Annotated in this window: 9 protein-coding genes; 4 read left to right on the top strand and 5 right to left on the bottom strand. The window is 61.3% G+C overall.

All coding sequences use genetic code 11. The features are described 5' to 3' along the window. Positions 1-64 precede the first annotated feature (64 nt). From ACZ1G0_RS02895 to ACZ1G0_RS02880, 4 genes are read left to right on the top strand one after another with little or no spacing between them, the layout of a single operon-like run. Entirely contained in the window at positions 65-1,081 is a 1,017-nt protein-coding gene (locus tag ACZ1G0_RS02895) for an AAA family ATPase (RefSeq protein ID WP_472735565.1), read from the top strand. Beyond that, positions 1,078-1,983, top strand: a complete 906-nt coding sequence (locus tag ACZ1G0_RS02890; RefSeq protein ID WP_472735564.1) for a DUF58 domain-containing protein — start codon at positions 1,078-1,080, stop codon at positions 1,981-1,983. Before ACZ1G0_RS02895 ends, ACZ1G0_RS02890 begins: the two co-directional genes overlap by 4 nt. Then, the gene (locus tag ACZ1G0_RS02885) at positions 1,980-4,715 is read left to right on the top strand and encodes a DUF4159 domain-containing protein (protein WP_472735563.1); all 2,736 of its coding nucleotides are present in this window, start codon (positions 1,980-1,982) and stop codon (positions 4,713-4,715) included. Before ACZ1G0_RS02890 ends, ACZ1G0_RS02885 begins: the two co-directional genes overlap by 4 nt. Positions 4,716-4,718: 3 nt before the next feature. Further along, positions 4,719-6,794 carry a hypothetical protein gene (locus tag ACZ1G0_RS02880; RefSeq protein WP_472737761.1) on the top strand — a complete coding sequence of 692 codons (2,076 nt, stop codon included), beginning with the start codon at positions 4,719-4,721 and terminating at the stop codon, positions 6,792-6,794. Between the two features lie 69 nt (positions 6,795-6,863). On the opposite strand, the gene gyrB is transcribed toward ACZ1G0_RS02880, so the two are convergent. The 5 genes from gyrB to ACZ1G0_RS02855 all read right to left on the bottom strand — a co-directional run bounded on the left by gyrB (position 6,864) and on the right by ACZ1G0_RS02855 (position 13,478). Continuing rightward, on the bottom strand, positions 6,864-9,275 hold the full coding sequence (gene gyrB / locus ACZ1G0_RS02875) for a DNA topoisomerase (ATP-hydrolyzing) subunit B (RefSeq protein WP_472735562.1): 2,412 nt from the start codon (positions 9,273-9,275) through the stop codon (positions 6,864-6,866). A gap of 80 nt (positions 9,276-9,355) precedes the next feature. Then, entirely contained in the window at positions 9,356-10,474 is a 1,119-nt protein-coding gene (gene recF / locus ACZ1G0_RS02870) for a DNA replication/repair protein RecF (RefSeq protein WP_472737760.1), read from the bottom strand. 1 nt (position 10,475) lies between these two features. Beyond that, positions 10,476-11,594 carry a DNA polymerase III subunit beta gene (gene dnaN / locus ACZ1G0_RS02865; RefSeq protein WP_472735561.1) on the bottom strand — a complete coding sequence of 373 codons (1,119 nt, stop codon included), beginning with the start codon at positions 11,592-11,594 and terminating at the stop codon, positions 10,476-10,478. Positions 11,595-11,653: 59 nt separating this feature from the next. Continuing rightward, positions 11,654-13,006 (bottom strand): chromosomal replication initiator protein DnaA, encoded by a 1,353-nt coding sequence (dnaA, locus tag ACZ1G0_RS02860; RefSeq protein ID WP_472735560.1) that lies wholly within the window; start codon positions 13,004-13,006, stop codon positions 11,654-11,656. 28 nt (positions 13,007-13,034) lie between these two features. Beyond that, the gene (locus ACZ1G0_RS02855) at positions 13,035-13,478 is read right to left on the bottom strand and encodes a rhodanese-like domain-containing protein (RefSeq protein WP_472735559.1); all 444 of its coding nucleotides are present in this window, start codon (positions 13,476-13,478) and stop codon (positions 13,035-13,037) included. Positions 13,479-13,664: the final 186 nt, after the last annotated feature.

The following is a 13,664-nucleotide window of genomic DNA, read 5'->3' as shown; positions in this document are numbered from 1 at the left end:
CCATTCTGCTTTTTCGCAATATCTGGTTTGTTGAAGCATATAGGTCACACGCCGGAGCGCGCCCATGGTTGATACATCCTCAGACGAAACCCTGTTGCAAGAAATAGATGATCTGGGTGCCAAGCTTGCCCATGCGCGCCGCGAAATCGGCAACAAGATCATTGGCCAAAACGACGTGGTGAACCTGTCCCTTGCGGCTATGCTGTCGGGTGGTCACGCCTTGCTAATGGGATTGCCGGGTTTGGGGAAAACCCTTTTGGTTGAAACCCTTTCCACTGTGATGGGACTTTCTGGAAATCGCATTCAGTTCACGCCTGACCTAATGCCCGGCGATATTCTTGGATCTGAGGTGCTGGAGACGGCGCCCGATGGCAGCCGGACATTTCGATACATCGAGGGCCCAATCTTTGCGCAACTGTTGATGGCCGATGAAATCAACCGCGCCAGCCCACGCACGCAATCGGCGTTGCTGCAAGCCATGCAAGAACGTGAAGTCACTGTCGCCGGGCAAACTCGAAAATTGCCTGCTCCTTTCCATGTTTTGGCCACCCAGAACCCGATTGAGCAGGAGGGCACCTACCCCCTGCCCGAAGCACAATTAGACCGCTTTTTGCTCAAAATTGACGTAGCCTATCCGGATCGCGAGACGGAGAAGGGCATTTTGCTGGCCACCACGGGTACAAAGTCATCACGAGTGTCAGCGGTGTTTGACGCCGAAACACTGATCGCCGCGCAACAGGTGGTGCGCCGAATGCCCGTTGGCGAAGGCGTGATGGACATCATCCTTGACCTTGTTCGGGCGTGTCGACCGGACGGCGTTGAAGCGCCACAGATCGTCAAGGACGCGGTTGCATGGGGTCCCGGGCCGCGCGCCGCGCAGGCATTGATGCTGACCGTGCGGGCCAACGCGCTGCTGGACGGACGCTTGGCCCCGTCGGCTGAAGATGTCGCCGCAATGGCTGGGCCGGTCTTGTCTCACCGAATGGCCCTGTCCTTTTCAGCCCGGGCAGAAGGGCGTGTGTTGGATGATATCATCGCCGAGGTTACGCACTCCGTGACCGGAACCGCCGCAGCCGCGTGACCGACCACAACACCCATACGACCGCACTGCATACGCCGGAAACGCTACGCGCGCGGGCGCAGAAAGTGTCGGCAGGTCTTCCAGCCCTTCTTGCGGATGCGCAGCATTTGGCGGCAACCGTATTGCTGGGTGAACACGGGCGCAAACGGGCGGGCCAAGGTGACAACTTTTGGCAATACCGCCCTGCCCAACCCGGTGACAGTCGACGGCGCATCGACTGGCGGCAGTCGGCCCGAGGTGATGGACACTTTGTGCGCGAGACCGAGTGGCAAGCGGCACAGTCGGTCATGCTGTGGGTCGATGACGCGCAATCCATGGCCTATTCGGCGGACAAAAACCGCGCGTCAAAATTGCGCCGCGCACAGACCTTGGGATTGGCCGTTGCCATTCTCGCCTCGCGCGCCGGAGAACGCACGGGCCTGTGCAACCTGCCAGAGCCGCCACGCTCCGGTCAGGCGCAATTGATGCGCATGGGACAATCGATGATGGACCCAGACGTATCCGATGACTTTGGCGCGCCACGCCCACGGGTCTTACCGCCCGGGTCGCGCGCGGTGTTTTTGTCTGACTTCTTGGGCGATCTGGAGGCGACCGTCACAGCGGTGACGTCTGCAACGGATCGCGGCGTTAAAGGGGCTTTGGTACAAATCCTTGACCCAACCGAAGAAAGTTTTCCTTTCGATGGACGCACCATATTCCAATCCATGTCCGGTGCGATTGAGTTTGAAACCTTCCGCGCGAAATCCTTGCGGGACGCCTACCTTAATCGCCTCGCCAAACGTAAAGCCGCCCTGCAGGATCTGTGCGCGCGCACCGGATGGCGCTATCACATGCACCATACCGACACACCACCGGAACCCACATTGATGTGGATTTACCAAGCACTGGAGCGGCAAAGATGATCGGCGCACTGGGGTTCACCGCACCGCTTTTACTGCTGGCCCTCGCGGCTTTGCCCATCTTGTGGTGGATCTTGCGCGCGGTCCCACCGGCCCCGGTCAAACGCCGATTCCCTGGCGTTGCACTGCTGTTGGGGTTAAAGGACGATGACAGCGAAACAGACAAAACGCCGTGGTGGCTGCTGGCCTTACGGATCGCGGCCCTTGCAGCGGTGATCATCGGATTTGCGGGTCCCGTCTTGAACCCGCGCGAAACGGCTCAGGGCAATGGGCCACTGCTGATCGTGATGGAGGCGACCTGGGCCTCTGCCCGCGATTGGCCGGCGCGCATGGAACGTGTGGAAGAGCTGTTGTCGGAGGCGGAGCGTGCGGACAGGCCCGTCGCAATCCAAGCCCTGACCGCTCCGTTGGTGGCTCCGGAATACGCTGCCCCCCGCACGTGGCGCGCCCGCTTGCCCAGCATCCGCCCCGCCGCCTACGCCCCAACCGAAGCGATTGTCACCGAATGGGCCGCGTCGCATGGTGACACGGCGCGCGAGGTTGTTTGGTTTTCGGACGGGCTGGCGCGAGACCGCCAGGCAGCCCTGAACGCACTGCCCGTCAGTCGCGTGATCCAATCCCCCCGTGATATCTTCGCCCTGCGTCCTGCATCTTTTGAGGATGGTGAGATCAACCTGACGGCCTTGCGCGCCGCCGCTGCCTTGCCCGAAAGCACGGCGGATATTCGAGTAATAGGCCCGGACCCGAATGGCATTGTCCAACAACTCGCCGTGGGCACCGTAACCTTTGCCGCTGGCGAAACCGAGGCAGACGTTTCGCTGATCCTGCCGCCAGAGCTGCGCAACCGTGTGCAACGGTTTGAAATCGCAGGCCAACGCAGCGCGGGCGCTGTCGCGCTGACCGACGATGCCCTGCGCCGGCGTGAGGTTGGCCTTTTGACGGCGGCCAGTGATGCAGAAACCTCCTCTTTGTTGTCGCCGCTCTACTACCTGCGCCGCGCGTTGGAACCGTCCGCCGATCTGATCGAAGGCGCGTTGGAGGATCTGTTGCTGGCCAATCCGGACGTTCTGATCCTCGCTGATGTGGCCAACCTGTCGGTGGCCGAGACTGCGGATGTTGAAACTTGGGTCGAGGACGGCGGTCTACTGGTGCGTTTCGCCGGACCGCGTCTGGCCGCCAGCGACGAGGCGCGCAGCACGGAAGAACCCTTGCTGCCAGTGCGTCTGCGGTCAGGCGGTCGCACCGTCGGCGGCGCGCTGTCGTGGGGCGAGCCCAAAACCCTGCGTCCCTTCAATCAAGACAGCCCCTTCTTTGGCCTGCAAATCCCGGACGATGTTACGGTGTCCAGCCAAGTGATGGCACAACCGGATCCAACGCTGGCCGCGCGGTCGGTCGCGGCCCTCGCAGACGGCACGCCACTGGTAACGCGCAAGGCCATGGGGCAAGGACAAGTCGTTTTGTTCCACGTCACCGCAAACGCCGAATGGTCCACTCTACCGCTGTCTGGTCTGTTTGTTGAGATGTTGGAACGGCTGGCGATCTCGTCCCGCCCAGCCGTCCAGACATCCGAGGATCTGGCGGGTACGACGTGGTCCCCGACCATCACGCTTGATGGGTTTGGAGTGGGCATGGATGCCTCGGCCCGATCCGGCCAACCAGGGTCTGCCCTTGCCGATCGCGCGTTCGGCCCCGACCTTTTGCCCGGCCTGTACCAAGCCGCAGAACGATCCATCGCCTTGAACGTGAACACATCTGACACAACGATTTCGATTGCGGACGACTGGCCCGCCACCGTGTCAGTAGAGACATTGGACACGCAACCCGAGCTGCGCCTGCTGCCCCTGTTTCTGTCGGCGGCATTATTGCTGTTGGCCATAGATATTCTTGCATCCCTTTGGATCGGGGGCCGTTTGCGCCAAGGCACGGCAGCGCTTTTGGCGCTCGCCGCTCTGACCTTTCCCGTTCCGCCAGCACAGGCGCAGGATGATCTGGCCGCCCTGACGGCTGCGAACGAGATCACCCTGGCCTACGTTGTGACGGGCGACGCGCGTGTGGACGACACATCCAACGCCGGGTTGAAGGGTCTGAGTGCGGCGTTGACCCGGCGAACTTCGGTTGAACCCATCGCCCCCTCGCCCGTGGATTTGGAACGGGACGAATTGGCCTTCTACCCCCTGCTGTACTGGCCGGTCACGGCGACACAGTCCACACCCTCCGCCGAGGCATACGCCAAACTGAACCGTTACCTGCGCGGTGGCGGCATGATCGTTTTTGACACGCGCGATGCGGACTTGGGTGGCTTTGGGACCTCACCGAACGGCCAAAGGTTGCAGCAACTGGCGGCCCCATTGGATATTCCCCCGCTGGAGCCCATCCCCGGCGATCACGTCCTGACCCGGGCCTTTTACCTGCTGCAAGACTTTCCCGGACGTTTCGCCAGCCGTGACATCTGGGTCGAGGCCAGCCCGCAGGCCACCGCCGTTGAGGGCATGCCGTTTCGCACCCTGAATGATGGCGTCACGCCCGTGCTGATCGGCGGTAACGATTGGGCCGCAGCTTGGGCCGTGAACAGCAACGGCCAACCGATGTTGCCCGTCGGGCGCGGCTTTGCCGGTGAACGACAGCGCGAAATCGCCTACCGCTTCGGCGTCAATCTTGTGATGCATGTGCTGTCTGGCAACTACAAATCCGATCAAGTGCATGTGCCTGCCCTCTTGGATCGGTTGGGGAACTAGATGATGGATACCGCGCGCCTGATCTTTGATCCGCTCGTTCCTTGGCTGGCACTGGGGGCCATGGGGGCCACAATGGCCGTGCTGCTGCTCCTCGCGGCGGTGCGGGGCCTGTCGGGCGCTTGGCTGCGCGCGGCGGCGGCGGCCGCACTTGTCTTGGCATTGGCCAACCCGTCCCTGCAAACCGAAGAACGCAGCCCCCTGTCAGATATCGTCTTGATCGCGGTGGATGAGACCGCGTCTCAATCCCTGCCCCCACGGTCCGATCAAACAGAACGGGCGCTGGCAGATGTCCTGACCCAACTGGACAGACTTGGTATGGAACATCGGATCACCCGCATCGGTGACGGGCAAGGCGACGCGGGCTCTCAGGTTCTGACCCAACTCGCTGCCTTGGCGTCCGAGGTGCCCCGCGCGCGGATCGCTGGCGCGTTGATCCTGTCAGACGGGCAAGTGCATGACGCCGATTTGGCCCTTGATCTGCCCGCACCGACCCATTTGTTGCAGACGGGTTTGGCGACGGATTGGGACCGACGTCTGATCATCCGCAACGCGCCCTCCTTTGCCATTCTGGACGAAGAATTCACAATAACGGTCGAAGTGGCCGACCAAGGTGCCCTGCCCGCCGGCCTGTCCCCGGAAGCGGAGCTGACGATTGCCATAGACGGGGGCGATCCGCAGACCTATCGCATTCCCACCAATGTGGAGCTGGACCTGCCCCTGACCCTGCCTCACGGCGGCATGAACATCCTGCAATTTGAGGTGGCAGAGGCGCAGGGCGAACTGACCCCGCGCAACAACGCTGCCGTGGTCCAGATCAACGGTGTGCGAGACCGCCTGCGCGTTTTGCTGGTGTCCGGACAGCCTCACCCCGGTCAACGCACATGGCGCAATCTGTTGAAATCGGATGCTTCTGTCGATCTGGTTCACTTCACGATCCTGCGCCCGCCTGGCAAGCAGGATGGTGTACCGGTGGACGAGCTGTCCTTGATCGCATTCCCAACCCGCGAGCTGTTCCTAGAGAAGATCGACGAATTCGATCTGATCATCTTTGATCGTTACAAACGGCGGGGCATCCTGTCGCCCATCTATCTTGATAATGTTGCCCAATACGTGGCCCGTGGTGGTGCCTTGCTGGTCGCGGCAGGCCCGGATTTTGCCACGGCAGACAGCCTGTTCCGCACACCGCTTGCCCCCGTTCTGCCCGGCGCCCCCACGGCGCGCGTGATCGAAGAAGGGTTCTTGCCTCAAATCACCGATTTGGGCGAACGCCACCCGGTCACCGAAGGGCTGGCCGCGCATTCCCCGCTTACGGATGCAGACGCGCCTTGGGGCCGCTGGTTTCGGTCGGTTGAACTCACACCCTCGGCCGACACGAACACCGCCCAGCAAGTCATGACCGGTCCCAACGAGACACCGCTGTTGCTGCTGGACCGGATCGGTGAAGGGCGCGTGGCACTGCTCGCATCCGATCATGTTTGGCTTTGGGACCGCGGCTTTGAAGGGGGCGGTCCGCAGTTGGAACTGCTGCGTCGACTGGCCCATTGGATGATGAAGGAGCCTGACCTTGAGGAGGAGGCGCTGATCGCCACCGCCGTCGGTACAGATGTGACCATCACCCGGCGGACACTGGGCGACCGCCCATCAGACATCCAAATCACGCGCCCCGACGGCACCGTTTTCACGCTGACTTTGGCGGAAGAGGGGCCGGGGCGCTTCGCTGGCACCTTTAACGGGGCGCAACAAGGCCTGTACCGCGCCCGTGAAGGAGATCAGGAAACCGTCTTCGCCTTGGGCCCCGCTGCCCCCCGCGAGTTTGTGCAGACGATCGCCTCCGCCGCACCCCTCGCCCCACTGATTGACAGCCAGCGCGGCGGCGCAATTCGGCTAGAGGACGGAACGCCGAACTTGCGAACAGTGCGGGAAGGGCGGAACGCAGCGGGACGGGGCTGGGTCGGCCTGACCCCGCGCAACGCCTATCTGACGACAGACCTGCGCATCACATCGCTTGTCCCAGCATGGCTTTTCCTACTGCTTGCATCAGCGATGTCCGTCTGGGCGTGGCTGCGCGAAAGCCGTTAAGACGCACACCTTTTTGGGACGATCAACACCCTCTGGGAGCGTCTGCAGATCCGAATGGGGTCAAGCCACTTAGAAGTCCAAGTTCTCGACCGACAATGCATTGTCCTGGATAAACGCCCGGCGTGGTTCAACGACATCGCCCATCAGTTTGGTAAAGATGTCATCAGCCTCTGCCAGATCGTCAATCTTGACCTGCAACAACGTACGCGCGTCCGGGTCCAGGGTGGTTTCCCACAACTGGTCGGGGTTCATCTCTCCTAGGCCCTTGTAGCGCTGAAGGGACAGACCCTTCTCGCCCTCTTCCAAAATGGCCCGCAGCAATTCGGATGGACCGTGGACCACCACCTCCCGCTCTTTGCGGGCAAGGCGGGCGGGTTTGGCATAAACGTCACGGGTGCGGCCTGCGACCTCGTGGAGCTTGCGGCCCTCGCCAGACCGCAGGACCGCGCCATCCAAGGTGCGCACCTCTTCCACACCGCGCAGAACACGGGCCAGACGGATACCATGGTCTTGGGTGATGCGGCCAGTCCAACCGCGCTCATACTCGGCCGCAACCAGATCAAGGCGCTGTGCGACGGTCTCGGCCAGAGTGGCCAATTCGCCCTGCGCCCCTGCATCAAAGGCACCTGCAATCGCGGCTTGCTCCAAGATGTGACGGGGATAATGCGTTGGAAAGGCGTCCAAAATACGTTTGAACGCACGCGCACCATCCACCACGCGCGCCAAATCCTGACCCGCGATTTCTTCGCCAGAGGGCAGGCGCAACACGGTGCTGGCAAGGCCCTGCTGGATCAAATAATCCTCCATGGCCTGTTCGTCCTTGAGGTACACCTCGGACTTGCCGCGTGCCACTTTGAACAGCGGCGGCTGCGCGATATACAGATACCCGCCTTCGATCAGCTCGGGCATTTGCCGGAAAAAGAACGTCAGCAACAGCGTCCGGATGTGTGCCCCATCCACGTCCGCGTCGGTCATGATGACGATCTTGTGGTAGCGCAGCTTTTCGATGTTGAACTCGTCCCGACCGATCCCGGTGCCAAGTGCGGTGATCAACGTGCCGATCTCTTGGCTGGACAACATCCGGTCAAACCGCGCGCGCTCTACGTTCAGGATCTTGCCTTTCAGGGGCAAGATCGCCTGATTGTGGCGGCTGCGGCCCTGCTTGGCAGACCCGCCCGCACTGTCCCCCTCGACCAAAAACAGTTCGGATTTGCTGGGGTCTTTTTCCTGACAATCGGCCAGCTTTCCGGGCAGAGAGGCGACATCCATCGCCGTCTTGCGGCGGGTCAATTCACGGGCCTTGCGGGCGGCTTCGCGGGCCAGGGCCGCTTCGATGATCTTGCCCACAATGCCCTTGGCTTGTTGCGGGTTCTCTTCAAACCACTCCGCCAGTTTTTCATTCACAAGGCTTTCGACGGCGGGCCGCACCTCGGAGCTGACGAGTTTATCCTTGGTCTGGCTGGAGAATTTCGGGTCCGGCACCTTCACCGACAGCACACAGGTCAGCCCCTCGCGCGCGTCGTCACCGGTGAAATTCACCTTCTCGCGCTTGGCGATCCCACTGGTCTGGGCATAGTTGTTGATCGTCCGTGTCAGCGCCCCGCGCAGGCCCGCCATGTGCGTGCCCCCATCCCGCTGCGGGATGTTGTTGGTAAAGGGCAGGACATTCTCGTGGTAGCTGTCATTCCACCACATGGCGATCTCGACGCCGATGTCGTCCTTTTCGCCCACAATGTAGATCGGATCCTGCATAACGGCAGATTTGGACCGATCCAGATAGCGCACGAATTCCTTAACGCCGCCCTCATAGAACAACTCGGTGCGTAGGGGTTCGGCGGGACGTTCATCCTCCAACACGATCTTCACGCCGGAGTTCAAGAACGCCAGTTCCCGCAGGCGATTTTCGAGGGTCTTGAACACGAAATCCCGGTTCGAAAATGTTTCCAAAGACGCCATGAAGCGGACTTGCGTGCCTGTCTGATCCGTCTCGCCCACGACCTTCAGATGTTCGACCGTATCGCCGTGTTCGAACCGTGCGGTGTGCTCCTTGCCCTCACGCCAAATCCGCAGCTCCAACCAGTTGGACAGGGCGTTGACCACGGACACGCCCACGCCGTGCAGACCGCCAGACACCTTGTAGCTGTTGCTGTCGAATTTACCGCCCGCGTGCAGCTGGGTCATGATGACTTCGGCGGCCGAAACCCCCTCTTCCTCGTGCATACCGACGGGGATGCCACGCCCGTTATCGCGCACAGAGACGGAGCTGTCGGCGTGGATTTTCACCCGCACTTCGGTCGCATGGCCCGCCAGCGCCTCGTCGATGCCATTGTCCACAACCTCGTAAACCATGTGATGCAGGCCAGACCCATCATCGGTGTCGCCGATATACATGCCCGGACGCTTGCGCACGGCCTCTAGGCCTTTGAGAACCTTGATGGAATCCGCGCCGTATTCTTCGGGCGTTTGGGGCGTATCAGACATGCGTTCGGTCCTTGCATTGGTTGCCCAAGGTATAGCGTCTTGGCCGGCCCTTGTCACGCGATTGCCCCTACATTTGGGGGTTAGCCAGCCCCCGAGATCGCCTCTGTCAGGACGGAGCCTTCGGCGGCCTCCGTCACCTCTATATGGGCCGCGCGGGGGCCCAGTTCGGTGAACAGTTCCGCGCCTGTGCCCGTCAAAAACGCCTGCGCCCCAAGGGCACAGATTTCATCATAGAGCGCCGCGCGGCGGGTGGCATCAAGGTGGGCGGCCACCTCGTCCAGCAGCAGAATAGGGGCTGCACCCACAGTGGCGTGCAAGGCCCGGGCATTGGCAAGGATCAGAGAAATCAACAGCGCCTTTTGCTCCCCGGTGGAGCACTGGCGCGCGGGCACGCCCTTGGCCGCAAAAACCGCGTCCAGATCAATGCGGTGGGGGCCGACCAAGGTACGACCCGCAGCCATGTCCCGGGAGCGGCTGTCGGCAAGCGCTGCACGCAGGTCCTCGGCCTCTTCGGGCACCGCCGCGTCAGGTGCGGTTATGGATAGCAACCCCGTAGGAAAGGTCGTGTCCGCCGCGTCCTGCGCCCCTTGCAAGGTCTCTAGCGCATGGCGGCGATGCGCTGCAATCTGGGCACCAAGGGTGGCCATCTGCGCCTCCAAGGCGGTGTACCAATGGGCGTCACGCACGCCGTCCTTCAACAGGCGGTTCCGGTCGCGCATGGTCTTTTCATAGGCCACGGTCACGTCCGCATGTTCGGGCACGAAGGACAGGGTCATCCGATCCAGAAACCGGCGCCGCCCCTCGGCCCCTTCAATCCACAACCGGTCCATGGCGGGGATCAACCACAGGATGCGGACGAGGCGGGACAGGGCGTTCTGGGGCACCTGTTTACCATCAATCCGGGTGGTGCGCGGTTGGCCGGGCTGCGCGGTCAGTTCCACCTCTGACACCTGCACGTCGCTTGTCAGCTGCGCCGTGATCTTCCAGCCAAGCGCCTCGGGCCTGCGGATCAATTCCTCGGCCAAAGCACGGCGCAAACCCCGGCCCGGGGACAGCATCGAGATCGCCTCTAGGATGTTGGTCTTGCCCGCACCGTTGGGCCCAAATAGCGCAACAGGCCGCCCATCAAGGGCCAGTTTGGCCTGATGGTGTGACCGGAAATGCGACAGGCGCAGGTGGGTCAGGACATGGCGGGTCAGCTTAAACCCGCATCGGCATCACGACGTAGACGGCAGAGGTGTCGTTGCCCTCGCGCATCAGGGTCGGATCGCCGGAGGAGTTGAATAGGAACACCGCGTTCTCCCGGTCCACTTGGCTTGCGATTTCCAGCAGGTATTTGGCGTTGAAGCCAATTTCCAACCGCTCGTCGTTGTAGGCCACGTTCAGCTCTTCTTCCGCCGCACCGCTGTCGGGGGAGTTCACGGACAGGACCAACCGATCCTCGTCCAACTGCAACTTCACGGCACGGGATCGTTCCGAAGACACCGTCGCCACACGGTCCACGGCTTGGGCAAACTCGGCCGCATCCACGCGCAGCTCGCGCGTGTTGCCGGTGGGAATGACGCGGGTGTAGTCGGGGAATGTTCCGTCGATGACCTTGGATGTCAGGGTGATTTCGGGCGTCGCAAAGCGCACCTTCGTTTCAGAGACCGAAACGGCGATCTTCGCCTCATCATCATCGAGCAACTTGCGCAGCTCGCCCACGGTTTTGCGGGGCACAATCACGCCGGGCATCAGATCCGCGCCTTCGGGCAGGTCCGCATCCACCCGGGCCAAGCGGTGCCCGTCCGTCGCCACACAGCGAAGGGTCTTGCCGCCCTCGGCCTCGGCCACGTGCATGTAAACACCGTTGAGGTAATAACGCGTCTCTTCGGTCGAAATGGCAAATCGGGATTTGTCGAACAGGCGGCGCAACACGGGCGCGGGGCACGAGAAGTTCGCGGCGTATTCAGACGATGCCATCACGGGGAAATCCTCGCGCGGCAGGGTTGCAAGGCTGAAGTGCGAGCGGCCCGCGCTGACGGTCAAACGGCCAGAGGCAGGCTCTTCACTGACCTGCACCAACGCCCCATCTGGCAGTTTGCGCACGATTTCATGCAGCGTCACGGCAGACACGGTAGTTGAACCAGCCCGTTCCACATGGGCGATGGTTTTGTCCACAACCTCGATATCCAGATCGGTCGCGCGGAAACTTACGCCGTCCCCCTCCGCCTCCATCAACACGTTGGCGAGGATCGGAATGGTGTTGCGCCGTTCCACCACAGATTGCGCTTGGCTGACCGCCTTCAAAAGCGCGGCCCGTTCGATGCTGAATTTCATGTCCTGCCCTCACCTGCTGGGCTTTCGATCTTAGTCGAAATCCCCCTGTGCACAAGCGTTTACCCTTCGAGACGCCGTTTCAAAAGCAGCGCATCTTCGGCGATCTGACTGTCTTGGGCGATCAACTCTTCGATCTTGCGTACGGCATGCAAAACGGTTGTGTGATCACGGTTGCCAAACTTGCGCCCAATCTCGGGATAGCTGCGCGCGGTCAGGGTCTTGGCCAGATACATTGCCATCTGACGGGGCCGCGCAATCGTGCGGGTCCGGCGCGCAGACACCATATCGGACATGCGCAAGTGATAGTGTTCGCACACCAGTTTCATGATCTCGTCGATGGTCAGCTTGCGTTCGGACTGGCGCAGCACATCGGCCAGACAATCCTGCGCCTGATCCAGCGTGATTTCACGACCCACCAACGTGGCAAACGCGAACAGACGGGTCATCGCCCCCTCCAGCACGCGGATGTTCGAACTGATCCGATCCGCAAGGAATTCGAGCACACCGGGTGCCACGGCCAAATCTGGGTACTGGCCGCGGTAGTGATCGACCTTGTGCTGCAACACTCCCAGGCGCAATTCGTAGTCGGCGGGGTGCAGGTCAACCACCAGACCGCTTTGCAAGCGAGACCGGATGCGTTCCTCTAGGTTGGTGATGTCAGCGGGCGACCTGTCGGCAGAAATCACGATCTGCTTGCCCTGATCCACCAGCGCATTGAACGTGTGAAAGAACTCTTCTTGCGTGCTTTCCTTGCCCGCGATGAATTGCAGGTCGTCCACCATCAACACATCGACGGAGCGGAACAACTGTTTGAAGCTGATCGTATCCTTTTCACGCAAAGACTGCACGAAACGGTACATGAACTGTTCGGCCGACAGATATAGCACGCGCATCTCGGGCTTGTGGGTCTGCAATTGCCACGCGATGGCCTGCATCAGGTGCGTTTTGCCCAGACCCACACCGCCGTACAAGAACAGCGGGTTAAAATCGGCGCGACCGCCCTCGGCCACGCGGCGCGCGGCGGCATGGGCCAGCTCGTTTGGTTTGCCCACGACGAAGGCATCGAAAGTCAGGCGCGGATCCAGCGACGCACCGGGCAGTTCCCCATGGGACGGCGCAGCAGTCTGGGCTTGCGGTACGATTGTGATGGGGCGGGCCGGTGCGGCCTTGGCTTGGACGACTACACATTCCATGCGACTGACATCCAAACCGCGCAAAATGCATTTGCTGCGGATCAGGTCCGAGTAGTTCTGCTTGACCCAATTGCCGAAAAAGTTGGTCGGCGCTGCAAGACGCAAAACGCCGTCTACAGCGTCTACCGGTTCGAGGGGAGCGATCCACGCCTTGTGATTGTTATTCCCGATGTCGGATTTGATCGCGTCCGATACGTCACCCCATATGTCTTCCAGCATTATTTATTCTCTTTTTCTGTCCCACTGATCAGGTCTGGCGCCAAGCCAGCCCAAGGGCTTTCCACCCGTTTGTCGCGCCTCTCTGCCCCCTGCTGTCCAGATCACCCTCAAATCCGCCGATGATATTGATGCACTTCACCCCGGGCCAACGCCCGCTGGCTGCGACGGCTTGCGCCGCATGCATCGATCTCACGCCGGATCGACAAAGGAACAACACTTTCGACGGACAATGCCCGCTCAACGCCTGTTCCAAGTCCGCGACGAAGGCCGCGTTTTGGTGCATGCCGGGGTATGTGGCCCATTCAACGCAAAGCGCCTTATGACCCAACTCCGACACATCTGGCCCGCCCACAAATCCCCACTCAGGACGGGTTCGGACATCTACGATCCGCGCTTGTTTGTCAGCAGACAATAATTCCCAAGCTGCCCGAGGCGATACCTCAGACACCAAAGGCGATAAGCCCGTATTCATACATACCCCCAGGTTGTAGCGAGAGAGACTCGCTGCAAGACTTCTAGCAATTCAGCGTGTGAGCGGGAACCTGCACAATGCCGTTGACAGGCCCCCGACGTCCAAGAATCTGACGCCTTGCGACTAAACCTGCAGAAACACTGCATAAAAAAACGCGCCCCGCATGGGACGCGTTTTCCGATTCTA

The sequence above is a fragment of the Thalassobacter sp. HA4-2 genome, assembly GCF_055693705.1.
This window is presented reverse-complemented; position numbering and strand designations above follow the sequence as displayed.

Bases quoted from the DNA above. Each gene is read 5' to 3' on its own strand.
- ACZ1G0_RS02895 (WP_472735565.1), top strand. From the start codon at position 65: ATGGTTGATACATCCTCAGACGAAACCCTGTTGCAAGAAATAGATGAT.
- ACZ1G0_RS02880 (WP_472737761.1), top strand. From the start codon at position 4,719: ATGGATACCGCGCGCCTGATCTTTGATCCGCTCGTTCCTTGGCTGGCA.
- dnaA (WP_472735560.1), bottom strand. From the start codon at position 13,006: ATGCTGGAAGACATATGGGGTGACGTATCGGACGCGATCAAATCCGAC.
- gyrB (WP_472735562.1), bottom strand. From the start codon at position 9,275: ATGTCTGATACGCCCCAAACGCCCGAAGAATACGGCGCGGATTCCATC.
- dnaN (WP_472735561.1), bottom strand. From the start codon at position 11,594: ATGAAATTCAGCATCGAACGGGCCGCGCTTTTGAAGGCGGTCAGCCAA.
- ACZ1G0_RS02855 (WP_472735559.1), bottom strand. From the start codon at position 13,478: ATGAATACGGGCTTATCGCCTTTGGTGTCTGAGGTATCGCCTCGGGCA.
- ACZ1G0_RS02885 (WP_472735563.1), top strand. From the start codon at position 1,980: ATGATCGGCGCACTGGGGTTCACCGCACCGCTTTTACTGCTGGCCCTC.